Origin of the sequence: Stenotrophomonas lacuserhaii (assembly GCF_014836545.1) — a bacterium.
Classification (GTDB): Bacteria; Pseudomonadota; Gammaproteobacteria; order Xanthomonadales; family Xanthomonadaceae; genus Stenotrophomonas; species Stenotrophomonas lacuserhaii.
In genome coordinates, this window is sequence record NZ_JACSQS010000001.1 from 290,278 (window position 1) to 315,125 (window position 24,848).

A 24,848-nucleotide genomic window follows, 5' to 3' on the forward strand; every position below is an offset into this window, starting at 1 on the left:
GGCAGCGGGGGCCGGTGGGTGACGGCCAGCGGCCGTCACTACCGGGTCGTACCCGGGTCAGCGCTTGCGGCGGAAGGCGGCCGGGGTGCGGGCGCCGACGATGATCATGCGCACCATCGTGGAAATCTCTTCGATCAGCTCGGCATCCTTTTCCGGCGGCTGGTCCATCGCGCTGGCGCCCATCGCGAACACCAGCCGGGTGATCGCCTTGGCGGCCAACTGCGGGGCGTGCAGGCGCACCCCGTCCATCGCGGCCAGCCTGACCAGGTCGACCTGCAGCTCGTCTTCGAAGTACTGCAGCTCGCGTTCAACCGCGTGCTTGAAGTCGTCCGAGCCGACCGCGCCTTCGCGCAGCAGCACGTGCAGCAGCTTGTCGTCGGCGCGCAGCTGTTCCATGAAGGTTTCCACCGACACCCAGACCACGCTGGTGGCCGACACCGTGGCACGGCGGCGGGCCTGGCCGATGATGGTGCGCAGCGAGCGCCCGGCCAGGTCGATCAGCGCGATGGACAGTTCGTCCATGTCACGGAACTGGCGGTAGAAGCTGTTAGGTGCGATGCCCGCCTCGCGCGCCACTTCACGCAGGCTGAGGGTGGACAGGCTGCGGTGCGGCCCGATCAGCGCCAGCGCCGCGATGATCAGATCCTCGCGGGTCACCGTACGGCGGACCGGCGTGGCGTCTTCGGGCGGAGGCGTGAGGATGGGGGGCATGGGGCAACCGGGTGGACCAAGCGTGAATCATACCTGATCCGGTTCGATATACACCTGTATACACAGCTGTGTGCGCGCACGTATAGTTGGATCCATGAACACTGCCGTCCGCCCTGCCATGGTTGATCGTCCGTCGCTGCTCTCGCCGCATCGCTGGCTGTCGCCGGCGCTTTTTGATTACTGGGCGGGGCAGGTCAACCGTCTGTGGACGCTGCGCCAGCCGCTGGCACGCCTGCTGCGGCGTGAGCCGGCCGGCGAGGGCGCCTGCACCCTCGTACTGCAAACCAACCGCCACTGGCGCGGTATGCAGCCGGGCCAGCACGTGACCCTCGGCATCGAAATCGACGGCCGTCTGCTGCATCGCAGCTACAGCCCGACGTTGCTCGGGCGCAACCTGCTGGCGATCACCGTCAAGGCCGTCGATGGCGGCCGGGTCAGCCAGTATCTGGTGTCGCAGGCCCGCCGCGGCAGTGTTTTCCACATCGGTGAAGCGTTCGGTGAGTTTTCGGTGCCGACTGCGGCTCCGCTGCTGCTGCTGGCCGCAGGCAGTGGCATCACCCCGATGCGCAGTCTGCTGCGCGCCCTGTCCGCGCGTCCGCTCGGTGCGCCGGTGGATGTTTATTACTGGGAGCGCAGCCACGCCGGCTTCAGCTTCCGCGAGGAGCTGCTGGCGATGGCGGCCGCCGATCCGCAACTGCAGGTGCGCCTGCTGGCCACGCGCGATGCGCAGGCGCCGGCGGCACGCATCGACAGCGTGGCCTTCGACAGCCTCGGCGATGTGCCGCTGGCGCAGCGCCACGTGCTGGTCTGTGGTCCGGATGGCTTCGTCGCTGCCGCGCGCAACCGCCTGCTGCATCACGTGGCAGGTTTCCAGGCCGAAGCCTTCACGGCGCCTGCGCCGCCAGCCGATGACCAGGGCGAGGTCCAGCTGACCCTGGCCCGAAGTGGCCGCACGCTGACCGTGCCACGCGGCAGGGCACTGCTCGAAAGCCTGGAAGCCCAGGGGCTCAAGCCGAAGCATGGCTGTCGCATGGGCATCTGCAATACCTGCACCTGCGTGCGCGCCAGTGGCGCCACGCGGCACCTGCGTACCGGCCAGGACCAGGATGAACCGGCGATGCCGGTGCGTATCTGCGTCAGTGCCCCGACCACCGACCTGGTCCTGGATCTTTAAAGGAAGCCTTTGCTGATGAGCCGCCCTGATCGTGCCCTGACCCCTGCTGAGCTGAACGCCTTCGGCGCCGAACTGGACGCGATCCGCGACCGCGTGATCGGCGAGCTGGGCGCCAAAGACACCCGCTACATCCGTCGCGTCGCCGCCGCCGTGCGCTGGTCCGGCGTGCTCGGCCGCCTGCTGCTGTTCGTTGGTGCGTTCTCGCCGCTGTTCTGGTCGCCACTGCTGTGGCCGGCGTGCATCGCCGGTACGCTGCTGCTGGCGCTGTCCAAGATCCTGGAGAACATGGAGCTGGGCCACAACGTGATGCACGGCCAGTACGACTGGACCGGAGACCCCAAGCTGGACGGCAACAGCTACGAGTGGGACATCGTGGCCACCAGTGACAACTGGCGCAAGACCCATAACTTCAAGCACCACACCTATACCAACGTGCGCGGCATGGACGATGACATCGGCTACGGCCTGCTGCGCATCTTCCCCGAGCAGCGCTGGCGCCCGTTCTACCTGCTGCAGCCGATCATCGCGCCGGTCTTCGCGCTGCTGTTCCAGTGGGGCGTGGCGATCCAGGACCTGCGGATCGGCCGTTGGCTGAAGGGCCGCATGACCGCCCGCCAACTGTGGAAGGAGACCCGTCCGGTGGGTGCCAAGATGGCGCGCCAGCTGGGCAAGGACTACATCCTGTTCCCGGCGCTGGCCGGCCCGTTCTTCCTGCCGGTGATGCTGGGCAACCTGGTGGCCAACGGCATGCGCAACATCTGGACCTACGTGATCATCTTCTGCGGTCATTTCACCGCCGATGCGGAAACCTTCCCCAAGGACTGCCTGCGCAATGAATCGCGCGGCCACTGGTACCTGCGCCAGCTGCGCGGCTCCTCCAACCTCAGGGGCGGCTGGGTGATCAACGTGCTGTCGGGCAACCTGAGCCACCAGATCGAGCACCATTTCTACCCGGACCTGCCGGCCAACCGCTATTCACGCATCGCCGTGGAAGTGAAGGACATCTGCCGCCGCTATGGCCAGCACTACAACACCGGCTCGCTGCCGAGCCAGTTCGGCCAGGTCGTCTGGCGCATCCTGCGGCATGCGTTCCCCAGCCGTCCGGCGCGCATGAGCTCCCGCGAGCCGGTGGCGGGCGCAGCCTGAACGGCCAGGGCCCGCGCTATGCAAAGCGCGGGCAATCGCTGAGAATTGCACGCATTGCGTTGTTTTCCGTAAAGGCGTGCGAGTGAACGTTGCGGTATCGTCCCCGGTCTCCATCGAGAGCCCATCCCCCTCGCCGCAGCCCTTGCCCGAGTCCCATGCCGCACAGATCGTCGCGGATGTCGGCGGGACCTTCGCCCGCCTGGCCTGGTCGTGCGGCGATGGGCGCACGCCACGCATCGAGGGCTTCCGGCGCTACCGCTGTGCCGACCATGCGAGCCTGTCTTCCATCCTGGCCGACTTCGCCGGCGAACGTGCAGGGCCGGGTTGTGGCGCGGTAGTGGCCATCGCCGGGCTGCTGCGCGGCGATGTGCTGGTCAACGCGAACCTGCCCTGGCCGGTGGCCGTCGAATCCACGCGCCAACAGGCAGGATTGCATTCGCTGCAGCTGATCAACGATTTCGAAGCGGTCGCGCTGGCGATCCCGCACGTGCGCGCCGATGCACTGGTCGCGCTGCATGGCAGCGGCGATCCGACCACGGCGTGGCCGGCGCTGGTGCTCGGGCCCGGTACCGGACTGGGTGCTGCGCTGCGCTTTGCCGATGGCGCGCGTCCGGTGCTGGCCAGTGAAGTCGGTCATTCGGCGCTGTCGGCCGGTACCGCACTGGAGCTGGACGTGCTGCGCCTGCTGCTGCAGCGCTGGGACCACGTCGACAACGAACGCGTATTGTCCGGCACCGGCATGCTCAATCTCTACCAGTGCTTGTGCCAACTGCGTGGCGCGAGCGCGCACTGGGACGACACCGAAGCGCTGCTCGCTGCCGCGCATCGGGGCGATGATCCGCTGGCGCATGAGACCGTCCACATGTTCTGCGGCTGGCTGGGCAGCTTCGTCGGTGACCTGGCGATTGCGTTCGGTGCACGCGCGGTCTACCTGGCCGGCGGCGTGTCGGCGCATATCGCGCCGTTCCTGCCGGACAGCCCGTTCGTGGCACGCTTCCTCAACAAGGGCGTACTGGCCAGCGTGCTGCAGCAGGTGCCGGTGTGGCGGGTTGAACATGGCGAACTGGGCGTACTCGGTGCAGCGGCGTGGAACGCCTCGGTGGCCCGGTAAAACGAGGCCACGGCGCCCGGTGGCACAACCTACAGAGGGATTCGCATGACCGATCGTAGAAGCTTCCTGCAGGCCGGCGCGTTGGCGGTCGGCGCTCTCGGACTGCCACGCAGCGCACGCGCGGCCGCGGCCGATGCCGGGCCCCGGGTGGTGTCGACCTGGGACTTCGGCGTGGGTGCCAACCAGGTGGCCTGGAAGACCCTGACAGCGGGCGGCAGCGCGCTGGATGCGGTGGAGCAGGGCGCACGCTGGGCGGAGAGCGAACTCTGCAACCCGACCGTGGGGCGCTGTGGCAACCCCGACCGCGACGGCAACCTCAGCCTGGATGCCAGCATCATGGACGGCGACGGTCGCTGTGGCTCGGTCGCTGCGCTGATCGACATCCTGCATCCGGTATCGGTTGCGCGCCGGGTGATGGAACAGACCCCGCACGTGATGCTGGTCGGGCAGGGCGCACAGGCTTTCGCGGTCGAGCAGGGTTTCCCGCGCGGCAAGCTGCTCACCCCCGCTGCCGAAAAGGCCTGGAGGGCGTGGTTGCAGACCGCAGAGTACGCACCGCAGATCAATGCCGAACGCCGCACCCTTCCTGGCGACAGCAGCAACCATGACACCCTGGGTATCCTGGCACGCGACGCACAGGGTCGGCTGGCCGGGGCGTGCACCACCAGCGGCATGGCGTGGAAAATGCAGGGCCGGGTGGGTGACAGCCCGATCATCGGCGCTGGCCTGTACGTGGACAACGAGGTGGGCGCGGCGACCGCATCAGGGGTCGGCGAGGAGATGATCCGCAACGTGGCCTCGTTCCTGGTGGTGGAGCTGATGCGCCAGGGCCGCAGTCCGGCCGAGGCCTGCCGCGAGGCGATCGCACGGGTGGTGCGCAAACGCCCCGAAGCCAGCCGCACACTGCAGGTGTGCTTCCTGGCGATGAATCGCGACGGCGAGGTCGGCGCCTACGCCCTGCATCGTGGATTCGTCTACGCGGTGTGCGATGCGCAACGCCAGGACGGGCTGCACGATGCCGACTCGGTGTACCGCACGGAGCAGGCCTGAGCATGCGCCGGCTGCTGGAGATCGCCGCTGATGGGGTCGGATCGGCGCTGGCCGCGCAGGCCGGCGGAGCGGACCGCGTGGAACTGTTCGCCGACCTCGCCTCTGGCGGCCTGACGCCCTCGCATGCAACGCTCGCGGTCAGCCGCGACCGGGTGCGCCTGCCCCTGTTCGTGCTGATCCGGCCGCGCGCCGGGGACTTCCTGTATGGCGGTTGGGAAGCGGACGTCATGCTGCGCGACATCCAGCATTGCCGTGCACTGGGCATGGACGGCGTGGTGCTCGGCGCGTTGACGGCCGAGGGCGACGTCGATGTCGCGCTGTGCCGCGAGCTGGTGGCGGCGGCAGGCGGCCTGCCGGTCACTTTCCATCGCGCCTTCGACGCGGCGCGCGACCTGCCCGAGGCGCTGGAGACGGTGATCGGGCTGGGCTGCGCGCGGGTGCTGAGCTCCGGGGGCCACGGCTCGGCGCTGGAAGGCGTGGATGTGCTGGCGGGCATGGTCCAGCGGTCTGCGGGGCGCATCGGGATCATCGCCGGGGCGGGCCTTGCCGCCTCCAACATCGCCGATGTCGCCCAGCGCAGTGGCTGCACCGAACTGCATGCCTCGGCGAAGGCGCTCAAGCGCAGTGCGATGCAGCACCACAACCGCGCTCTGTCCGGCCTGGCGCTGGATCATCAGCAGAGTGACGCCACGCAGGTCGCCGCGTTGCGTGCCGCGCTGGATGCGTTGCCGGACCGGCGCTGACGACGGCGTCACGGGCTGGACACTACGGTGTTTATCGTTTATCAATAAACACAGGGCGCTCTTCCGGCGCCTGTCTGCTGGAGGCCCCGTGCCAAGCCGTACCCGCCGCGCGCCTGATCCGCGTGGCATCTTCAAGCTGACCCATGCCGCCATCCACGCTGTCGTGGCGATGTGCTGGCTCGGCATCCTGGCCGCCCTGTGCGCGGTGCCGCTGGTGTTGCAGCGGCCGGCGCGGCTGCTCGATGCGGTCGACGCGTCGGTGGTGGCCGACCATGGCGATGCGCCGCACCTGCTGCTGCACTTCAGTGCCGGCCTGCTGGCCATCGTTGTGCTGCTGGCGCTTGGCCTGGTGTTCCTGCGCCACCTGCAGCGCCTGGTGCGTTCGGTGCGCGACCGGCAACCGTTCACCCGGGGCAATGTCACCCGCCTGCGCCGGATGGCCTGGCTGATGCTGGCGATGGAGCTGCTGTCGATCCTGATCGGCGTCTACGCCAGCTGGATGGGACCGCAGTTCGCCTGGATGGAAATAGGCGGCGGCATGTCGATCACCGGACTGGTGGCGGTGCTGATGCTGTTCGTCATCGCCCATGTGTTCGCCGTGGGCACTGCGATGCGTGAGGATCTGGACGGGGTGGTCTGATGGCGATCGTCATCACCCTGGACCGCATGCTGCAGCAACGCGGGATGACCCTGTCCGAGCTGGCCGGGCGCATCGACATCACCTTGGCGAACCTGTCCATCCTGAAAACGGGCAAGGCGCGTGCGATCCGCTTTTCCACGCTCGATGCGATCTGCCGCGAACTGCGCTGCACGCCCGGTGACCTGCTCGGGCACGATCCGGCCGCGGCCCAGGACGACGGCGCCTGATCCGGCAGCACCCGCACTTTCCCCTTCAATCACAGAAAAGAACCTACGCATGGAATGGCTGGCTGACCCCTCGATATGGATGGGGCTTGCAACCCTGGTAGTGCTTGAGATCGTGCTGGGCATCGACAACCTGGTGTTCATCGCGATCCTGGCCGACAAACTGCCCCCGCACCGGCGCGACCGCGCGCGGGTGATCGGCCTGACCCTGGCGCTGCTGATGCGGCTGGTGCTGCTGGCCGCGCTGTCCTGGATCATGAAACTGACCGAGCCGCTGTTCGAGGTGCTTGGCCATGATTTCTCGGGGCGCGACCTGATCCTGCTGGTGGGTGGCCTGTTCCTGCTGTTCAAGGGCACCATGGAACTGCACGAGCGGCTGGAAGGCCGTACGCACGAGGGCGGCGGCAACCGGGTATACGCCGGCTTCGGTACCGTGGTGGCGCAGATCGTGGTGCTCGATGCGGTGTTCTCGCTGGACTCGGTGATCACTGCGGTCGGCATGGTCGACAACCTGGGCGTCATGTATGCAGCGGTGACCATCGCGATGGCGCTGATGCTGCTGGCCAGCAAGCCGCTGACGCGCTTCGTCAATCGCCATCCCACCGTCGTGGTGCTGTGCCTGGGCTTCCTGCTGATGATCGGCTTCAGCCTGGTGGCCGAGGGCCTGGGCTTCAGGATCCCGAAGGGCTATCTGTACGCGGCGATCGCGTTCTCGATCCTGGTGGAAGGCTTCAATCAATGGGTGGGCTTCAACCGCGAGCGCGACCAGGCGCAGCTGCCGTTCCGCCAGCGCACCGCCGATGCGGTGATGCGCATGTTCGGGGTGCGCGATGCCGGCGCGCAGGAGGACGAGGGTGATCCGGCTGCTGGCGTCGGCGGGGAGCGTCTGCAACCGGTGGAGCAGGACATGATCCGCAGCGTGTTGACCCTGGCCGAACGGCCGGTGTCCAGCGTGATGACCGTGCGCACCGATGTGCAGTGGATCGATATCAGCCGTGGCACCGAAGATGTCATTGCACGGTTGATCGCCAGCCCCCACACCCGCCTGCTGGTCGCCGACGGCGACCTGGACCGCCTGCGTGGCGTGGTGCAGAGCCGTGACCTGCTGGCCAACCTGCTGCAGGGCAGACCGCTGCAGCTGGAGACCAGCCTGCGCGAGGCCCAGTTTGTTTCTTCCAACGCCAGCGCGCTGCAGGTGCTGGAGCTGATCCGACAGCATCCGGTGCCGCTGGCGGTGGTCGTGGATGAGTACGGCAGCGTGGAAGGGCTGGTGACCGCCAACGATCTGTTGGCCGCCATCGCCGGCGACCTCGCCGACACCCAGGATGAGCGTTATGGCATCACCGTGATCGCCGACCAGCAGTGGGAGGCCGACGGCGCGCTGACCCTGGACGACCTGCAGCGCATGGCCGGCATCCGCTTCGAGCGCAGCGGCGACTACCAGACGTTGTCCGGGTTGGTCCTGCATGCGCTGGACAGGATGCCGCTGGCCGGGGATGTGATCGAACACGCGGGCTTCCGGCTGCGGGTGCTCTCGATGGAGAAGCGCAGGGTGGGACGGGTGGCCTTGCAGCGCATTTCTGAACAAGTCAGCTGACGCCGGCCTTGGCAATGCGGAGCACACGACACGCCGCGTCGCGAGTCGCCTTGAACGTCTTCACGCGTTGAACACATTGCTGATTGCGTAATGTGAAGGTTGTCCGGTCGGGGAAGGGGAACGCACCGTACTGCGTTACGTCATACCCGGCTGGAATCCTTCCGGCCAGATGTCCATGCAATGGCATGCACTGCTGGCCCCACCCAGCAGGAAACTCCCATGGCGGCATTGCAGCAGCGCACCCTTGATCTCATCCGCAGCAACGAGGAACAGGTCCTCACGCAGTGGCAGCAGACCCTTGCCGCCGCGGGCCAAGGACAGGACAACCGCATTTCAAGCCACGAAGTGGATTCGCAGCTTCGTGAGTTCTGGCGGCTGTTCCTGCAGTCCGTCCCGGCCGCCGATGTAGGCAGCCTGCAGGGCCCGGAATGGCAGGGCCTGCGCCGCTTCCTTGAAGACCTGTCCGCCGATCGCGCGCGCAGGGGCTTCAATTCGTCGGAGACGGCGAGTTTCATCTTCTCGCTGAAGCGCCCGTTGTTCGCCCAGGTCCAGGCAGCCCTGGCAGCCGATCCGCAACAGCTGGGCGACCAGCTGTGGGCCATCTCCGAACTGCTGGACCTGCTCGGGCTGCAGACCGTTAAGGCATTCCAGAAGAGCCGCGAAGAGGTCATCCAGCGCCAGCAGGAAGAAATGCTCGAGCTGTCCACCCCGGTGGTGAAGCTGTGGGAAGGCGTGCTGGCGCTGCCGATGATCGGCACGCTGGATTCGCAGCGTACCCAGGTGGTGATGGAATCGCTGCTGCAGCGGATCGTCGAAACCGGATCGGAAATCGCCATCATCGACATCACCGGCGTACCCACGGTGGATACGCTGGTGGCCCAGCACCTTCTGAAGACCGTCACCGCCATCCGCCTGATGGGCGCCGATGCGATCATCAGCGGCGTGCGCCCGCAGATCGCACAGACCATCGTGCACCTGGGCCTGGACCTGCAGGGCATCGTGACCAAGGCCAACCTGGCCGACGCCCTTGCACTGGCGCTCAAGCGGACCGGCCAGACCGTGACCAAGGTGGCTGGCTGAGATGGATCGCATCCCGATCCTGCAGATGGGCGATCTGCTGTTGGTGACCATCCAGGTGGACATGCACGACCAGCTGGCGTTGACGCTGCAGGATGACCTGACCGACAAGATCCAGCGCACCTCCGCACGTGGCGTGCTGATCGACATCTCCGCGCTGGATATCGTGGACTCGTTCATCGGGCGCATGATCTCCACCATTTCCGCGCTGGCGCGGATCATGGATGCCACCACCGTGGTGGTGGGCATGCAGCCGGCGGTGGCGATCACCCTGGTGGAGCTGGGCCTGGACCTGCGCGGCGTGCGTACCGCGCTGAACGTGGAGCGCGGCATGAAGTTGCTGCAGCTGCCCGCAGGCGACCCATGATCGCCGAGAACGGATCCCTTCCGATTCGCATCGAGCAGGACGTGGTGCTGGCGCGGCAGGCCGTGCGGCAGCTTGCGGTCCGCTTCGGGCTGCGGCTGGTGGACCAGACCAAGCTGGTCACCGCCGCCAGCGAACTGGCACGCAACGCGGTGATCTATGGCGGTGGCGGCGACATGCACTGGCACATCGTCGAACGCGGTGTCCGCCGCGGCATCCAGTTGCAGTTCGCCGACCAGGGGCCGGGCATTCCGGACCAGGTGAAGGCGCTCACCGATGGCTGGTCATCCGGGTCCGGGATGGGCCTGGGCCTGTCCGGCTCGCGTCGGCTGGTCGATGATTTCGATCTGGACACGGCCGCAGGGCAGGGCACGCGGGTAACCATCACCAAATGGATCTGAATTTTTCCGGTCCGCTTACCCGGGTCGTGGTCGTCGAGGAAACCACCCAGGTCGGGCAGGCACGGCGCGAAGCGTTGCGCGTGGCCGCCGAAGCCGGCTTCAACGAAATCGATGCCGGCCGCGTCGCGCTGGCCGCCACGGAAATGGCGACCAACCTGTGGCGCCACGGTGGCGGCGGCCGCATGACCTTGTCGGTCATCGCCGGTGCCTGCGGCCAAGGGGTGGAGCTGTGCACCTTCGACCGCGGCCCGGGCTTCGTGCTGGCCCAGTGCCTCCAGGATGGGTATTCCACCGGCGGCAGCCAGGGCCTGGGCATGGCCGCCATCGCACGCCAGGCGCGGGTGATGGAGGCCTGGTCCGATGCGCGCGGCTCGATACTGGTGGTGCGGATCCATCCAGAGCGGGCGCCGCGCGATGCGGACCTTGCCTATGGTGCGGTGCGGTTGCCGATGAAGCATGAGCTCGCCTGCGGCGATGCCTGGCACCTGCGCGTGCAGGACCAGAAACTGGCGTTGACGGTGATCGACGGCCTGGGCCACGGCGCGCTGGCGGCGGAGGCCTCCGAAGGCGGAGTGCGTGCGCTGGCAGCGCTGCCAACCGCAGGTTCGGCCGTGGACGCCATCAACGACCTGCACGCCGCATTGTCGGGCTCGCGCGGCGGTGCGGCGGCGGTCGCCTGCGTTGCGCTGGGCAGCGGTGAAATCGACTATGCAGGCGTGGGCAACATCGCCGGCAGCCTGCTGATCGGCGATACCTCGCGTGGCATGGCTTCGATGCCCGGCATCGTCGGCGTGCAGTACCGCAAGGCGCAGGCATTCAGCCTTCACGCCCCCGCTGGCACGCTGCTGGTGATGCATAGTGATGGACTGCAGGCGCGGTGGAGCCTGCGCGATTACCCTGGGCTGCAGCATCGCCATCCTGCCTTGGTGGTTGCCGTGCTGCAACGTGATTTTGATCGTGGTCGCGATGATGTCTGCGTCGTCGCGCTGCGCGTGGGAGCCTTCCGATGAGCGTCACCGATCTGTCCCTGCAGCAGGAAATGGAGCGTCTCCGCGCGGAGAACGAAGGCCTGCGCGCTGAGCTGGACGAGACCAACCAGGGGGTGCTGGCGCTGTATGGCGAACTGGACCAGCAGGCCGAACAGCTGCGCCAGGTGTCCGAGTTGAAGAGCCGCTTCCTGTCCTACATGAGCCACGAGTTCCGCACGCCGCTCGGGTCGATCCTGAGCATGACGCGGCTGCTCGACGATGGCATGGACGGCGAGCTCAGCAGCGGACAGCGCCAGCAGGTGCTGTTCATCAGCAACGCCGCCAGCGAGCTGCGCGAGATGGTCGACGACCTGCTCGACCTGGCCAAGATCGAAGCGGGGCGTATCACCATTTCACCGGGCTGGTTCGACTTGATGGATCTGTTCTCGGCCTTGCGCGGCATGTTCCGCCCGTTGGTCGAAGGCAACGACATAGAACTGGAGTTCATCGCGCCGCCGCAGCTGCCGATGCTGTACACCGATGACAAGAAGCTGGCGCAGATCCTGCGCAATTACGTGTCCAATGCGTTGAAGTTCACCCCGCGCGGCCGGATCGTGGTCTCCGCCGAGCTGGAAGGCGATGCGGCGGTGCGCTTCAGTGTGCGCGACACCGGCATCGGCATCCCGCAGGAGATGCAGGCGGCGTTGTTCGAGGATTTCATGCAGGTCGATTCACCGCTGCAGAAGCGCCTGCGGGGTACCGGGCTGGGGCTGTCGCTGTGCAAGCGCTTCGCCGGACTGCTGGGTGGCCATGTCGGGGTCAACAGCGTGCAGGGCGAAGGCTCGGAGTTCTTCGTGGTGGTACCGGTGAACCTTGAAACCGCAGCAGAGGCCATCGATGCCGCACCGTGACCGCATCCTGATCGTGGATGACAACGTAGCCACGCGCTATGCAGTGCGACGGGTGCTGGAGCATCACGGTTTCCGCGTGGATGAAGCCGGGATGGGACAGGACGGGCTGGATGCGGTGGCGGTCAATGACTTCGCAGCGCTCGTGCTGGATGTGAACCTGCCCGACATGAGCGGCTTCGACGTGGTCCGCGAGCTGCGCGCACAACCGCGTACCGCGCTGCTGCCTGTGGTGCACGTGTCGGCGGCTTCGATCAGCACCGGGGACATGATCACCGGGCTGGACGCCGGTGCCGACGGCTACCTCACTCACCCGGTCGATCCGGAAGTGCTGCTGGCTACCTTGCGCAGCCTGCTGCGGGCCCGCCGCGCCGAAGATGCGCTGCGCGAGGCCGAGGCCCGTTTCGGCGAGATCTTCCGCCAGATCAACGCGCCCATCGCAGTGTTGAACGCCGACCTGAGCGTGCGCGATGCCAATGATGCCTTCGCCCGGTTGCTGGGCACCGGCATCAGTGGCGGCTCGCCCCTGGACCGGCTCGGCGGGGCAGGCGATTTCATCGATGGGCTGCGGGGGGCGCTGCAGCGGCGGGAGCGCTGGCAGGGCACCGTCGCCCTGCCCAATCCGGGCGGGACCCCGCGCATGACCCAGTGGCGCCTGACCCCGTACCAGCAGCCCGACCAAGGGCTGGTGGTGGTGGAAGACATCACCGCCCACCATGAGCGCGACCGCGAACAGCGCCGCGAACTGGCGTACCAGATTTCCGAGCGCGAGCGCACCGAAGCCGAGCTGCTGCAGGCGCAGAAGATGGACGCGCTGGGCCAGCTGACCGGCGGCATCGCGCACGACTTCAACAATCTGCTGACCACCATCATCTCCGGCCTGGACATGATCGAACTGGCGGCCGACAGCGGCAAGCTGGAGCGTCTCGGCCGCTACATCGATGCCGCGTCCAGTTCGGCCACACGTGCCGCGGCGTTGACCCAGCGCATGCTGGCCTTCGCGCGCAAGCAGCCGCTGGATCCGCAGCCGTTCGACGTGGCCCAGCGCGTGCATTCGCTGGAAGACCTGCTGCGGCGGACCATCGGCGAGAACATCGAGCTGGAGTTCGAACTCGGTGACGAACCGCTGGTGGCGCTGGCCGATCCCAACCAGTTCGAAAGCGTGGTGCTGAACCTGGTGATCAACGCGCGCGATGCGCTGGGTGGTAACGGCCTGATCCGCATCCGCGGCGAGCGCACCACGGTGGAAGGCGACTACAGCCTGGCCGCCGGCGACTACATCAGCGTGAAGGTGATGGACAACGGCAGTGGCATTGAAGCGCACCTGCTGAAGAAGGTCTTCGAACCGTTCTTCACCACCAAGCCACAGGGCGAGGGCACCGGGCTGGGCCTGTCGATGACCTATGGCTTTGCCCGCCAGAGCGGCGGCGTGGCACGCATCAGCAGCGAACCCGGGGTCGGGACCGAAGTGGAACTGCTGTTGCCATTGGGCGATGCGGCCAAGATCGAGGTGGCCGGTGAGCGCGGTGAAACACCGGTAGGCCGCTTCGAGCGGATCCTGGTGGTGGACGACACCGATTCGGTGCGCCAGATGGTGCAGGACATGCTGCGTGAGGCAGGATACGAGGTCATCGCGGTGGCCGATGCACGGCAGGCGCTGCGCGAACTGCGCGACGACGAGGGCATCGCGCTGCTGCTGTCCGATGTCGGCCTGCCGGGCATGAACGGTCGTGAGTTGGCCGATGCCGCTCGCGAGCTGCGTCCCCGCCTGCCGGTGCTGTTCATCACCGGCTACACCGAACGCGCAGCGGTGCGCAATGAGTTCCTCGGGCCGGGCATGGGCCTGCTGCCCAAGCCGTTCAACCTGTCCGAACTGCTGCGCGCGGTGAGTTTCGCCCTGCGGTGAGCCAGGCGCTGGTGCTTAAACGCCGCCTTCGCGCGGCAGTGGCGCGGGAACATTCAGCTGCCCGCCGGCCGCGACGTAAGCGGCCAGCGCTTCACCCTGGCTGAGCAGATGGCGGTTCATCGTCGCTTCGGCGGCAGCTGCATCCCGACGGCGGATGCAGTCCATCAGCTCGCGGTGTTCTGCCAGTGACTGCGCCATCCGGCCCGGCGTCAGCAGCTGGCGGCCACGGTGCATCTTCAGGATCCGGTGCAGGTCGTGGGTCACCCGGATCAGCCACGGATTGCCGGCGTGGGTCTGCAGGGATTCGTGGATGAAGTAGTTGTTGCGGTAGTACTCGGCCAGGTCGCCGGCTGCGGCCGCTGCTTCCATCGCATCGTGCAGGGCCTGCAGCTGGGCGATGCCGGCGTCATCGATGCGGCGCACCGCATCGTGCGCGCAGCGGCCTTCCAGCATCGCCATCACCGGGAACAGCTGGTTGAGGTCTTCCAGGGTGAGGCGGGTGACCCGGCTGCCACGCCCTGCATCGATCTGTACCAGGCCCTCGGCAGCCAGCAGTTTCAGGCTTTCGCGCAGCGGCGTACGGCTGATGCCGAGTTCCTCGGCCAGTGCCGGTTCGTCGATCCATTCGCCCGGTGGCAGGAGGTAATCGTAGATCTTCTGCCGCAGTTGTTCGGCCACCTCTTCATAGAGTGGCACGCGGCGGGCGCTTTTACGGGGGCCGGGGGCCAGGGGCATGGTCAAAGTGCAGTCCAGGTGGATGCATCAGTCTAGCGGGTGCACCGGGAGGTGACGACCAATGGTCGCCACCTCCCGGGCCGATCACATCCAGCCCGGTACCACGAACAGCAACCATGCCAGCAGCGGGCCGAAGGCCACCACCAGTCCGCTGTAGACCAGGAAGCGACGGAACAGTGCCTCGCGCTCTTCCTTCGCCGCCGACGCCACCACCAGCGCGCCATTGGTGGAGAACGGGCTGACGTCCACCACGGTGGACGACACCGCCAGCGCGCAGATCACGCCAGCGGCGCTGAGGTGACCCTGCATCAGGAACGGGACCGCCAGCGGGATCGTGGCGCCGAGCACGGCCGCCGACGATGCGAACGCCGAGACGATGCCACCGACGTAGCAGACCAGCAGCGCACCCAGCAGCGGGATGCCGATGGCCCCGACGCCGTGGCCGACGAAGTCGACCGCGCCGGCCTTCTGCAGCACCGCGACATAGGTCACCACGCCGCTGATCAGCAGCACGGTGGACCAGCTGATGCCATCCACCGCGCCCTTCTGTGCCGAAGGCGAGGCCAGCGCGATGGCGACCGCGACGGTGATCGCCACCAGGCCCACGTTGAGGTCATACACCAGCGCCGCCACGCCCAGGCCCAGCAGGCCCACCAGGGTGATCAGGCGGTCGCGGTTGATACGGACTTCGTCCAGTGCCTGCGGGTCATTGGACAGCGTGCCGCCGCCGGCACTGACCACCGCGCCATGGCCTTCAATGGCGAACTGGCGCGATGACGCCTGCACGCCGGCGACCAGCGGTTCTTCTGCCACCGCACGCCCACGACGCAGCAACGCGATGCCGCCGAAGGCGAAGAAGCAGATGAACGCCATCAGCAGGTTGAAGCCGAGGCTGGTCAGGAACACCGCCATTTCCGTGACGTCCAGTCCCGCCTTCTGCACCACCTGGTTGGTGATGCCGCCATACACGCTGATCGGCGAGAAGCCGCCGGCCTGCGCACCGTGGATCACCAGCAGGCCCATCATCAACGGGTTGATCTTGTACTGCTTGGCAAAGCGCAGTGCGACCGGGCCGATGATCGCCACCGCCGCCGGACCCAGCGCACCGAATGCGGTAAGCACCGCAGTCACGATGAACATCACCCACGGGATGGCCACGATGTGGCCTCTCACTGCTTTCACCGCCCAGTGCACCAGCAGGTCGATGGTGCCGTTCTTCTGCGCGATGGCGAACAGATACGTGATGCCGACCAGGGTCAGGAACAGGTCGCCGGGGAATCCGGCAAGGACTTCCTTGCCGTCCATGCCGACCCAGATGCCGCCGATGATGAACGCCAATGCAAAGCCCACGGCACCCATGTTGATGGGCAGGGCCGTGGCCACGATGAACATGATCACCAGACCGATGATCGTTGCGATTTCCGGACTCATGCGCCCTCCCGAGACACTTGGTTCGTTGCTTCCGATGGCGACCCGCCATCCAGGGGTAGTGCTTGGACTGCGTGGCCGATGCGTCCGCTCATGCGCGCGCGCAGGCCGTTTCCACCCATTCCACGACGCCCTCCAGCGTGTGGAAATCCTCCACCGATCGCGCCTGCAGCTGCGGATGCAGTTCGCGCGCGAGACTGCTCAATGCACTGCCGGGACCCAGTTCCAGGAACACCCGCGCGCCGCGTTCGACGGCCTGCTGCATCACGCCCTGCCATTGCACGGTGTGGGCGATCTGGGCGGCCAGGGTGCTGCGGACCTGGTCCGGCGTGGCCACGCGGCGACCATCGACGCCGGCCAGCAGCGGCAGCCGTGGGGCGTGCACTGGCGTGTCATCCAGCACCTGGGCGAACGCGGCGGCGGCCGCAGCCAGCAGCGGGGTATGCGCCGGCACGTGGACCGGCAACACCACGCAGCGCGCGCCGCGTTGTTCGGCGTCGGCCTGCACGGCCAGAAGGTCGGCACGCAGGCCGCCCAGCACGATGTGGTCGTCACCGTTGACGATGGCGACGGTCACGCCGCGCCAGGCGCACAGCGCCTCGATGCTGCCGCGTTCCAAGCCCAGCACCGCCAGCAGGCCGGCATCGGCGGGACTGGCTGCATCCATGCAGGCGGCGCGGCGCACGGCCAGCTGCAGGCAGGTCGCCGCATCGCAGCTGCCGGTCACCGCGTGCGCGGCCAGTTCGCCGGCGCTGTAGCCGGCAACCACCGTGGGCACCGGCAGGCGTGCTTTCAGCGCCAGCCAATGGCTGAGTGCGCCGGCGCAGACCAGCGGTTGTGCGATGGCGTTGTCGAAACGTGTGGGTCGGTTGGCGGCCTCGGTGGGCGCATCGCCGAGCAGCACAGCCGCCGCCGCCAGCAACGCGCAGGCATCAGGGTCTGCCTGCACGCGGCGGAACATGTCCGGATGCTGGCCGCCCTGTCCGGGGCACAGGATGGCCAGGCTCATGCGGCCTCCTGCTGCAGCAGGAACAGCGCGCAGGCCAGCAGGTCGGCGCTGCCGCCCGGGCTGAGTCGACGCTGTTCGAAGGCGTGGCAGATGCGTGCCATGTGCGCGGGGGCATCGCTTGCGCGCACGCCGCCGGCGTCCAGGAAGCCGCGTGCCTGCGCCTGTGCGAACGCCAGGCCTTCGGCGCCGCCACGATGCAGCAGGTTGAGATCATCGGTGACCGCGACCAGCTGCATCAACGTCTGCAGCAGGGCGGCATCGCGCGCCAGCCCATCGGCCAGCGCGGCGCGCAGCACCGGTACCGCCACCCCGTGCAGCAGCGGGAAGCCGGCGGCGGCCTGTTCGCGCACCCCCGGCACGGCATGGCGGACACGCGCACGCTGGCCGGGGCTGCCGGCATCCAGCGGCGCCTGCAGCAGGGCGTGGCGCCACCGGCGCACGCCGTCGCACACCGCATCGGCGGAGGGGGCAGGGCAGCCTTCAGCGTGCAGCCGCGCCGCCGAAGCCACCAGCAGGCCGAGGCTGAAGATCGCGCCGCGATGCGTATTGACGTTGCCGGTGGCGGCCAGCATGTCGCGCTCGGCGTGGATGCCGAGCTGGCGCAGCGGCGCGAAATCGGCGCTGGCGGCGGCCTGTGCGGCGATCGCCGTGAAGTAACCGCGCAGCGCGAACAGGCTGCGCAGGAAGGTGCCGGCATCCATGTCCTGGTGGCTGCCACGGCTGAAGGGAGTGACCAGTCCGGGCTTCGGGCTGCAGGCCAGTTCGGCGTGCAGCGCGACGATCGCAAGGCGACCGAGCGGACGCGCGCGCGGCACGGCCGTGGAAAGCGGGCGGGCCAGCGCACTCATGCGGGCAGCTCCGCGCCGGCAAGGCATGAACGCGCCGCCAGCCAGCAGGCGGCATCGCCCTTGACCAGCACCTGCGCGGCTTCGCCGGCGTACTCACGCCAGTTCACGGCCTGGGCCGCATCGAACAGCAGTTCGCCATCGGCACGCAGCCCGTGCAGCGCTTCCCAGTCCTGCAGCAGTCGGCAGACCTGCGATGCCTGGCGGGGTCCGTCAACCTGCCAGAGCAGGTCCAGGTCGGAGCCGGCATGCAGGTACTCCAGTCCGGTGATCGCCTGCCAGGCGTGGCTGCCAAACACGCGTGGAAACAGTGCCTGGGCCGCGCAGCGGTGCTGCAGCGCCTGCAGGGCCGGGCGCCACGGCGCCGACAGCGCATCGATGACCTCGGTCAACCGTGGCGGGGCCGCGTGACGGATGACCGCCTCGCGCTTGATCCGCAGTGACAACCGTTGCCGCCCCTCATCCAGCGGCAACGGCACGCCCAGCCGCAGCTGCACGCCGTCGACGGCCGGGTCACGCCGGGCGACCACCAGCGGCAGGCGCGCCTGCATCCACGCGCGCAGGCGCGGTTCGGCCTGCGGACTCAGCGTGGTCCACGTCGCCTGCGGGTCGATCCAGACCAGGTCGTGGCGATGCATTTCTCAGGCCTCGCCTGCGGCCACGGCGCGGGCGACGTCGTGCGCCAGCAAGCGACCGCCACGTTCCAGCCCGCGCTCGCGGCGCAGGTCCAGCCGTTGCGGTTCGCTCAGCGCGGCGGCCAGCGCGGCGGCCAGGTCACCCTGCCAGACCGCCTCCACCGCGCCCATGCGCACGTAGTTGTCCACGCCGGGTGCGAACACCGGCGAGCTCAGGCTCAGTGCCTGCAGCTTTTCCAGCGGTTGCTTGGTGACACGCGCCATCGCGCGCAGGTCCATCACCCGCACCTGTGCCTCGGGCAGGGCGAAGATGCGGTCGGCCATCAGGCCGAAAGACAGGAAACCGCCGCTGACCGATTCACCGTAGACCAGGCTGACCAGAGCGGCGCCGCGCCGGCGCGCCAGCTCCAGGCTGCGCGCCAGGTGGGCGAAGCAACCGTTGATGCCCAGCAGTTCATCGCGCCGCGCCAGCCGCTGGCCGGCGGTATCGACCAGCATCACGATCGGTCGTGTGGGATGGCTGCGGGTGCTGGCCAGCACGCAGGCCGACAGTGCCAGTGCATGGTCCACGCCGACCTCCAGCTTGTTGGCGGTACCGATCACCGTCACCTCGCCGGCGGCGGTGGTTGCCGTCCCGGTGAGCACGTCGTCATTACGTTCGATGCGATGGCCGGCGGGGAACAGCGCCGGCAGTAACTGGTCAAGGTTCATGGGACGCTCCGCGCGGCAACCGCGTCGAGGAAGGCGGCCGTATCGAGCAGCGGCAGCCGATCGGGATCGACGATTCCCTGGCGGGCCCAGATCTCCAACCCGTCACGGCAGTCGCCGTAAGCCGCGATCCGCGCTTCCAGCTGCTGCTGTGCCTGTTCGAGCGCGGCCAGCGGATCCTGGTCCGGGTCGCACGCGGCGATCGCGGCGACCGCGGCATCGGCGAACGCCTGCATGTGGTCGGCCACCAGCGCGGATGCCTCGCCTGTCAGGTAGCGGTGCTTGCCACCGGTCACCCGCCACACCAGCGCGCGATCGCGCGAGTCGAACTCTTCCACGCCGCGGACGGTTTCAATCACTTCCGGGCCTGACAGCGACAGACGGCCTTCCTCGGACATCAGCACGGCCGAGCAGCAGCGGGCGACGATGCCCATGCCGCCGAATGCACCATTGCCGCTACCCACCAGCGCGATGACCGGAACACCCTCGGCGCGTGCGGCAAGGACCGCGCGCATGATTTCGGAGATGGCGACCAGCCCGGCATTGGCCTCGTGCAGGCGCACCCCGCCGCTGTCCAGCAGCAACAACACTGCTTCCGGGCGCTGCTCGCGGGCGCGTTCCAGCAGGCCGGTCAGCTTGGCGCCATGCACCTCGCCCACACCGCCGCCCATGAAGGCGCCTTGCTGTGCAGCGACCAGCACCTCGCGCCCCTGCAGGCGCCCGGCACCGACCACGATGCCATCGTCGAATGCGCCGGGCACGTCCAGCTGCGCCAGATGCGGGCTGATGGTGCGGCGGCGCGGTCCGAAGAATTCGCTGAAGCTGCCGGCATCCAGCAGGCCCTCGATGCGCTCGCGCGCATCGGCTTCGTAGTAGCTGCGCTGGTTCATGCGGCACTCCCGCGTTCGGCAAGGGTTTCCAGCGCCTGCTGCAGGCGCAGGCTGACCACCGCCGGGGTGGCGCCGGCATCATTCAGTGACAGGCGGACATCGCGCAGCGGGTGGCGGGCGGCGAAATCGGCCAGCACCGCCTGCCAGACATCGCCGAAACCGCGCGCGGAGGTGATCACCTCGATCTCCATCGCGCCATCCAGGGGGGCCGGCTCGACCAGCACTTCCAGATTGCCGGAGGCGACCACGCCGACCAGCGCATGCAGCTCGGCGCTGCCAAGTTCCTGGGTGCCGGGAAAGCGATAACGAAGGGTTTCCATGCAGAGTGTCCCTTACCAGTTGCGGAAACGTTTGGGCGGGTCGTACAGGCCGCCGGACCAGTGCACCAGGTCCTTCACCGAGCGCGCGGCCAGCAGGTCGCGGCTGGCATCGCGGCTGCGCACGCCAAGGTCTTCGGCGCGGCGGATCACCCCGCGGTCGCGCAGGTTCTCCACCATCGCCTTGTCGCGCGCCATGCCGACGGCGGTGTAGCCGGCGACCCCGCGGATCGCCTGTTCGCGCTCTTCCGGGGTGCGGCACAGCAGCAGGTTGGCGATGCCTTCTTCGGTGAGGATGTGGGTGACATCGTCGCCATAGATCATCACCGGCGGCAGCGGCATGTTCGCCCGCTCGGCCAGTTCCCAGGCGTCGAGACGGTCGACGAAGGCCGGCGCCATGTGTTCGCGGAAGGTTTCCACCATCTGCACCACCAGCTTGCGTCCGCGCGGCATCTGGCCGGGCAGGGCAGCCTGCTGGCCGGCCTTCAGCCAGGCCGGACTGGCGTGGCGGCGGCCGCGGGCGTCGGAGCCCATGTTCGGCGCGCCGCCGAAACCGGCAATGCGGTCGCGGGTTGCGGTGGAACTGTTGCCCTGCAGGTCGATCTGCAGCGTGGACCCGATGAACATGTCGCAGGCATACAACCCGGCGGTCTGCGAGAACGCGCGGTTGGAGCGCATGCTGCCGTCGGCGCCGGTGAAGAACACGTCCGGGCGGGCCTGGATGTACTTCTCCATGCCCAGCTCGGACCCGAAGGAATGCACGGATTTGACGAAGCCGGATTCGATCGCCGGGATCAGCGCCGGATGCGGGTTGAGCGCCCAGTGGCTGCCGATCTTGCCTTTCAGCCCCAGCGACTCCGCATAGGTGGGCAGCAGCAGTTCAATGGCTGCGGTATCGAAACCTATGCCGTGGTTGAGGCGCTGCACGCCGTATTCGGCGTAGATGCCCTTGATCGCCATCATCGCCATCAGCACCTGGATCTCGGAGATCTGCGCCGGATCACGGGTGAACAGCGGTTCGATGTAGTTGGGACGCGGCGCCAGGGTCACGAAGTCGACCCAGTCGGCCGGGATGTCGACGCGGGGAAGCGTGTCGAGGATCTCGTTGACCTGGGCGATGACGATGCCGCCACGGAACGCGGTGGCCTCCACGATTACCGGGGTGTCCTCGGTATTGGGACCGGTGTAGAGGTTGCCGTGGCGGTCGGCGGCCTGCGCGGCCACCAGTGCGATCTTCGGGGTGAGATCGATGAAATAGCGGCCGAACAGCTCCAGGTAGGTGTGGATGGCGCCGATGTCGATGCGGCCTTCGGCCACCAGCCCGGCCAGCCGCGCGCCCTGCGGTCCAGAGAACGAGAAGTCCAGGCGCTTGGCGATGCCACGCTCGAACACGTCTAGATGCGAAGGCAGCGACAACACCGACTGCACCATGTGCAGGTCGCGCACCCGTTCTGGATTGACCTGGGCCAGCGACTCGGCAAGGAAGTCAGCCTGCTTCTGGTTGTTGCCTTCCAGGCAGACCCGGTCGCCCGGTTCGATGACCGCCTCGAACAGATCGGTCACGCGGGCGTGCGGCACCTCGCGCTGCAGTCCGGCCTCGGCGGCCCGCTGCAGCCGCTGTTGGCGCTGTTGCTCAAGGGTATTCCAGACACGGGTCATGCCACTGACCTTTGTAATTACGGAGTAATTACGACGCTATCACCGGATTCCCGACCCTGCAAGCGCGAGTGCAGCAGAAATACCAGCGCACTCGAATCACTGCGGATGCGTATCATCCGTATCTTTGACCCGCCGCCGGAGTCCTGCTTGACCTCTCTTCACCCGATCAGTCCGATGGGCCGCGTGTTCGCGTGGACCGCTTTCTTCGAAGCCCTGACCTGGGCAGGCCTGCTGCTGGGCATGTGGCTGAAATACGGTCCGCAGACCACCGAGTCGGTGGTCTGGCTGTTCGGCCGCCTGCATGGGGTGGTCTTCATGGCCTACGTGGCGGTGACCGTGGTGGCTGCACTGCGGCTGCGTTGGCCGTGGTGGGCGACCCTGCTGGCGCTGTTGGCGGCGGTGCCGCCGCTGGTTACCCTGCCGCTGGAATGGTGGTTCCGCCGCCGCGGATTGTTGTCGGCCCAGCGCTGAGGCGCAGCCGCTCAGCGCACCGCGCGCGCCGCGATGCCGACCAGCAGCAGGGCGATGGCCACCAGGACGAAGGCGGTCACCAGGCTGCTCAGCTGGGCCACCAGCCCGACCAGTGCCGGACCGGCCAGAACGCCGGCATAGCCCAGCGTGGTGACCGCGGGAATCGCAAGGCTTTCCGGCATCGCCTTCTGGTTGCCGGCCAGGGTGAACAGCACCGGCACGATGTTGGCGCAGCCCAGGCCGACCAGCGCATAGCCGATCAGTGCCATCGGCAGCGCGCTGGCGAAGGTGGCCAACAGCAGGCCAGTGGCTGCCACCGCACCGCCGATCAGCACCGCACGCTGCTGGCCCAGCCACGCCACAGCGCGATCACCGAACAGGCGGGTGACGGTCATCGCGACCGAAAAGACCAGGAAGCCCAGGCCCGCACGGCCCGCCGGCACACCCTGCACCTGGTTGAGGAACACCGCGCTCCAGTCCAGCATCACGCCCTCGCCGAGGAAGGCAACGAAGCACAACACACCGATCAGCAATACGATGCCGCGCGGGATGGCGAACATCGGCGCATCGCCGGGCGCGCGCTCGCTACGCCAGTACGGCGCGGCCACCAGCACCACCGTGGCCATCGCCGCCACCAGCAGGCAGGCGCCGACCCACGGCGCCACGCCGAGCGCGAGCAGGCCGGTCATCGCCGCCGCGCCGATCGCCCCGCCGATGCTGTAGAAGGCATGGAATCCGGACATCATCGGGCGCCGGGCATCGCGCTCGACCATCACCGCCTGCAGGTTCATGACGCAGTCGCAGGCGCCGATGCCTGCCCCGAACACGAACAGGGCCAGCGCCAGGCTTATCGCCGATGGGGCGAGGGACAGCAGCGGCAGGGTCAGGCCGGCCATCAGCAGGGTCACCAGCATCACCGCGCGGCAGCCGAAGCGGGCCGCCAGGGCGCCGGCCACCGGCATCGCCAGCAGCGAGCCGGCGCCCAGGCAGAGCAGGGTCAGGCCGAGGCCGCCTTCATCCAGGCCGGTGCGTGCCTTGGCGAAGGGAATCAGCGGGGCCCAGGCCGCGATGGCGAAGCCGGGCAGGAAGAACACAGCGCGCGTGGCATGCTGCTGCCGCGCGCCAACGGGGAAGGAGGCTGCAGACATCGGTAGGCTCGGTAGGGGAGTCAGATGGAAGGAGCGGCGCTGACGATCACGTCCAGTCCCTGCAGGCGCAGCGCATCGACCAGCGCGGCGGGCGCATCGGCTTCGACAAGCAGCACGTCAACCTGCTCGCGCGAGGCGATCCGATGGCTGGCGATCGCGCCGAGTTTTTCGTTGCTGACGACCACCACCACGCGGTCGGCGCAGCGCACCAGTGCACGCTTGAAGGCGGCTTCCTCGCCGTCCACCGCCCAGGCGGTGCCCTCGCTGTCGATCGCGCAGGTGCCGGCGAAGCAGACATCCACGTGCAGGCCGGCGAGGCATTCCATCGCCTGGCTGCCGAGCACCCCGCCGGAACGCCGGTCCAGGCGGCCGCCGATCAGGCTGACCTCGATCCCCTCGCGCGCCATCAACAGCAGGGCGATGTCCGGTGCGTTGGTGACCACCCGCAGTTGCAGATGACGCGGCAACATCGCGGCGATGGCGCTGTTGGTCGATCCGGCATCCAGCGCGATGAGCTCACCGTGGCGGACCAGGCCGGCCGCCTGCTCGGCGAGTGCCCGCTTGCGCGGCAGGTCCTGCTGCTGGCGCTCGGCCAGCGGCGGGAAGGTCGGGGTGAGTGGCAACGCACCGCCGTGCACGCGCCGGCAAAGACCGCGCTGGGCGAGGTCGCGCAGGTCGCGGCGGATGGAGTCCTCCGACACGCCGAACTGCAGCGCCAACGGCGTGGCAAGGACGCGGCCGTGTTCGCGCAGCAGCTGCAGGATGGCCTGCTGGCGCTCGCCGGGCAGGGTGTCGGTAATGCTCATCGGAGTGGTGCCGCAGGCAACGGGGAGGGCATGGGCGGGCACGCGGTCTGGGCGGATTGTCATCCTATCGAGTCGATGCGCGTTCGTGCAATAGCGTGCATCATCGTGCATACGTATTCACTGACCTGCTGCGCGTCCGCTGCCCGTGCCGCGATCAACCGCGCCCTGCAACGCGGG

Annotated in this window: 27 protein-coding genes; 15 read left to right on the forward strand and 12 right to left on the reverse strand. The window is 68.0% G+C overall.

Annotated elements, in window-relative coordinates; translation table 11 throughout:
- Positions 1–57 precede the first annotated feature (57 nt).
- Positions 58–711 carry an HTH-type transcriptional repressor FabR gene (gene fabR / locus H9654_RS01415; protein WP_042613603.1) on the reverse strand — a complete coding sequence of 218 codons (654 nt, stop codon included), beginning with the start codon at positions 709–711 and terminating at the stop codon, positions 58–60.
- A gap of 94 nt (positions 712–805) precedes the next feature.
- Between fabR and H9654_RS01420 the strand changes: the two genes are divergently transcribed.
- The 14 genes from H9654_RS01420 (at position 806) to H9654_RS01485 (ending at position 14,020) form a co-directional block, all read left to right on the forward strand.
- Entirely contained in the window at positions 806–1,885 is a 1,080-nt protein-coding gene (locus H9654_RS01420) for a flavin reductase family protein (protein WP_191768422.1), read from the forward strand.
- A 15-nt stretch (positions 1,886–1,900) separates the two neighbouring features.
- Complete coding sequence (locus H9654_RS01425; RefSeq protein WP_101100623.1) at positions 1,901–3,031, forward strand: fatty acid desaturase family protein; 1,131 nt, start codon at positions 1,901–1,903, stop codon at positions 3,029–3,031.
- Between the two features lie 82 nt (positions 3,032–3,113).
- Positions 3,114–4,142 (forward strand): glucokinase, encoded by a 1,029-nt coding sequence (locus H9654_RS01430; RefSeq protein ID WP_406833441.1) that lies wholly within the window; start codon positions 3,114–3,116, stop codon positions 4,140–4,142.
- Between the two features lie 45 nt (positions 4,143–4,187).
- A complete protein-coding gene (locus tag H9654_RS01435) occupies positions 4,188–5,192 on the forward strand; it encodes a glycosylasparaginase (protein ID WP_191768424.1) in 1,005 nt (334 codons plus the stop codon).
- Positions 5,189–5,935 carry a copper homeostasis protein CutC gene (locus H9654_RS01440; RefSeq protein ID WP_191768878.1) on the forward strand — a complete coding sequence of 249 codons (747 nt, stop codon included), beginning with the start codon at positions 5,189–5,191 and terminating at the stop codon, positions 5,933–5,935. Before H9654_RS01435 ends, H9654_RS01440 begins: the two co-directional genes overlap by 4 nt.
- 169 nt (positions 5,936–6,104) lie before the next feature.
- Positions 6,105–6,575 (forward strand): DUF2975 domain-containing protein, encoded by a 471-nt coding sequence (locus H9654_RS01445; protein ID WP_101100668.1) that lies wholly within the window; start codon positions 6,105–6,107, stop codon positions 6,573–6,575.
- The gene (locus tag H9654_RS01450; RefSeq protein ID WP_191768426.1) at positions 6,575–6,802 is read left to right on the forward strand and encodes a helix-turn-helix domain-containing protein; all 228 of its coding nucleotides are present in this window, start codon (positions 6,575–6,577) and stop codon (positions 6,800–6,802) included. The genes H9654_RS01445 and H9654_RS01450 overlap by 1 nt, the downstream gene beginning before the upstream one ends.
- 49 nt (positions 6,803–6,851) lie before the next feature.
- Positions 6,852–8,396: a TerC family protein gene (locus H9654_RS01455; protein ID WP_191768428.1), complete on the forward strand. Its 1,545-nt coding sequence runs from the start codon at positions 6,852–6,854 to the stop codon at positions 8,394–8,396.
- Between the two features lie 219 nt (positions 8,397–8,615).
- Positions 8,616–9,476 carry an STAS domain-containing protein gene (locus H9654_RS01460; RefSeq protein ID WP_191768430.1) on the forward strand — a complete coding sequence of 287 codons (861 nt, stop codon included), beginning with the start codon at positions 8,616–8,618 and terminating at the stop codon, positions 9,474–9,476.
- A 1-nt stretch (position 9,477) separates the two neighbouring features.
- Entirely contained in the window at positions 9,478–9,840 is a 363-nt protein-coding gene (locus H9654_RS01465; protein WP_101100628.1) for an STAS domain-containing protein, read from the forward strand.
- Positions 9,837–10,238: an anti-sigma regulatory factor gene (locus H9654_RS01470; RefSeq protein ID WP_191768432.1), complete on the forward strand. Its 402-nt coding sequence runs from the start codon at positions 9,837–9,839 to the stop codon at positions 10,236–10,238. Before H9654_RS01465 ends, H9654_RS01470 begins: the two co-directional genes overlap by 4 nt.
- Positions 10,229–11,248 carry an ATP-binding protein gene (locus H9654_RS01475; RefSeq protein WP_191768434.1) on the forward strand — a complete coding sequence of 340 codons (1,020 nt, stop codon included), beginning with the start codon at positions 10,229–10,231 and terminating at the stop codon, positions 11,246–11,248. Before H9654_RS01470 ends, H9654_RS01475 begins: the two co-directional genes overlap by 10 nt.
- The gene (locus H9654_RS01480; RefSeq protein WP_191768436.1) at positions 11,245–12,117 is read left to right on the forward strand and encodes a sensor histidine kinase; all 873 of its coding nucleotides are present in this window, start codon (positions 11,245–11,247) and stop codon (positions 12,115–12,117) included. Before H9654_RS01475 ends, H9654_RS01480 begins: the two co-directional genes overlap by 4 nt.
- Positions 12,104–14,020, forward strand: coding sequence for a response regulator (locus H9654_RS01485; protein ID WP_191768438.1), 1,917 nt, complete (start codon positions 12,104–12,106; stop codon positions 14,018–14,020). Before H9654_RS01480 ends, H9654_RS01485 begins: the two co-directional genes overlap by 14 nt.
- A gap of 15 nt (positions 14,021–14,035) precedes the next feature.
- Here H9654_RS01485 and H9654_RS01490 read toward each other — a convergent pair whose 3' ends face one another.
- From H9654_RS01490 to mdcA, 9 genes are all read right to left on the reverse strand, one after another.
- Positions 14,036–14,755 carry a GntR family transcriptional regulator gene (locus tag H9654_RS01490; RefSeq protein WP_191768440.1) on the reverse strand — a complete coding sequence of 240 codons (720 nt, stop codon included), beginning with the start codon at positions 14,753–14,755 and terminating at the stop codon, positions 14,036–14,038.
- 84 nt (positions 14,756–14,839) lie between these two features.
- On the reverse strand, positions 14,840–16,186 hold the full coding sequence (locus tag H9654_RS01495; RefSeq protein WP_191768442.1) for an SLC13 family permease: 1,347 nt from the start codon (positions 16,184–16,186) through the stop codon (positions 14,840–14,842).
- A gap of 88 nt (positions 16,187–16,274) precedes the next feature.
- On the reverse strand, positions 16,275–17,192 hold the full coding sequence (gene mdcH, locus H9654_RS01500; protein WP_191768444.1) for a malonate decarboxylase subunit epsilon: 918 nt from the start codon (positions 17,190–17,192) through the stop codon (positions 16,275–16,277).
- Entirely contained in the window at positions 17,189–18,040 is an 852-nt protein-coding gene (mdcB, locus tag H9654_RS01505) for a triphosphoribosyl-dephospho-CoA synthase MdcB (RefSeq protein ID WP_191768446.1), read from the reverse strand. The genes mdcH and mdcB overlap by 4 nt, the downstream gene beginning before the upstream one ends.
- Positions 18,037–18,675 (reverse strand): malonate decarboxylase holo-[acyl-carrier-protein] synthase, encoded by a 639-nt coding sequence (mdcG, locus tag H9654_RS01510; protein WP_191768448.1) that lies wholly within the window; start codon positions 18,673–18,675, stop codon positions 18,037–18,039. The genes mdcB and mdcG overlap by 4 nt, the downstream gene beginning before the upstream one ends.
- 3 nt (positions 18,676–18,678) lie before the next feature.
- A complete protein-coding gene (gene mdcE / locus H9654_RS01515; RefSeq protein ID WP_191768450.1) occupies positions 18,679–19,383 on the reverse strand; it encodes a biotin-independent malonate decarboxylase subunit gamma in 705 nt (234 codons plus the stop codon).
- Positions 19,380–20,270 (reverse strand): biotin-independent malonate decarboxylase subunit beta, encoded by an 891-nt coding sequence (locus tag H9654_RS01520; protein ID WP_191768451.1) that lies wholly within the window; start codon positions 20,268–20,270, stop codon positions 19,380–19,382. The genes mdcE and H9654_RS01520 overlap by 4 nt, the downstream gene beginning before the upstream one ends.
- Positions 20,267–20,590, reverse strand: a complete 324-nt coding sequence (gene mdcC, locus H9654_RS01525) for a malonate decarboxylase acyl carrier protein (RefSeq protein WP_191768453.1) — start codon at positions 20,588–20,590, stop codon at positions 20,267–20,269. Before mdcC ends, H9654_RS01520 begins: the two co-directional genes overlap by 4 nt.
- 12 nt (positions 20,591–20,602) lie before the next feature.
- Complete coding sequence (gene mdcA, locus H9654_RS01530; RefSeq protein WP_191768455.1) at positions 20,603–22,246, reverse strand: malonate decarboxylase subunit alpha; 1,644 nt, start codon at positions 22,244–22,246, stop codon at positions 20,603–20,605.
- A gap of 174 nt (positions 22,247–22,420) precedes the next feature.
- Between mdcA and H9654_RS01535 the strand changes: the two genes are divergently transcribed.
- Entirely contained in the window at positions 22,421–22,717 is a 297-nt protein-coding gene (locus tag H9654_RS01535; protein WP_225211830.1) for a DUF3817 domain-containing protein, read from the forward strand.
- A gap of 11 nt (positions 22,718–22,728) precedes the next feature.
- Here the strand turns inward: H9654_RS01535 and H9654_RS01540 are convergent, their stop codons facing one another.
- Positions 22,729–23,865, reverse strand: coding sequence for an MFS transporter (locus H9654_RS01540; RefSeq protein WP_191768459.1), 1,137 nt, complete (start codon positions 23,863–23,865; stop codon positions 22,729–22,731).
- Between the two features lie 20 nt (positions 23,866–23,885).
- Positions 23,886–24,734 carry a DeoR/GlpR family DNA-binding transcription regulator gene (locus H9654_RS01545; RefSeq protein WP_225211789.1) on the reverse strand — a complete coding sequence of 283 codons (849 nt, stop codon included), beginning with the start codon at positions 24,732–24,734 and terminating at the stop codon, positions 23,886–23,888.
- Positions 24,735–24,848: the final 114 nt, after the last annotated feature.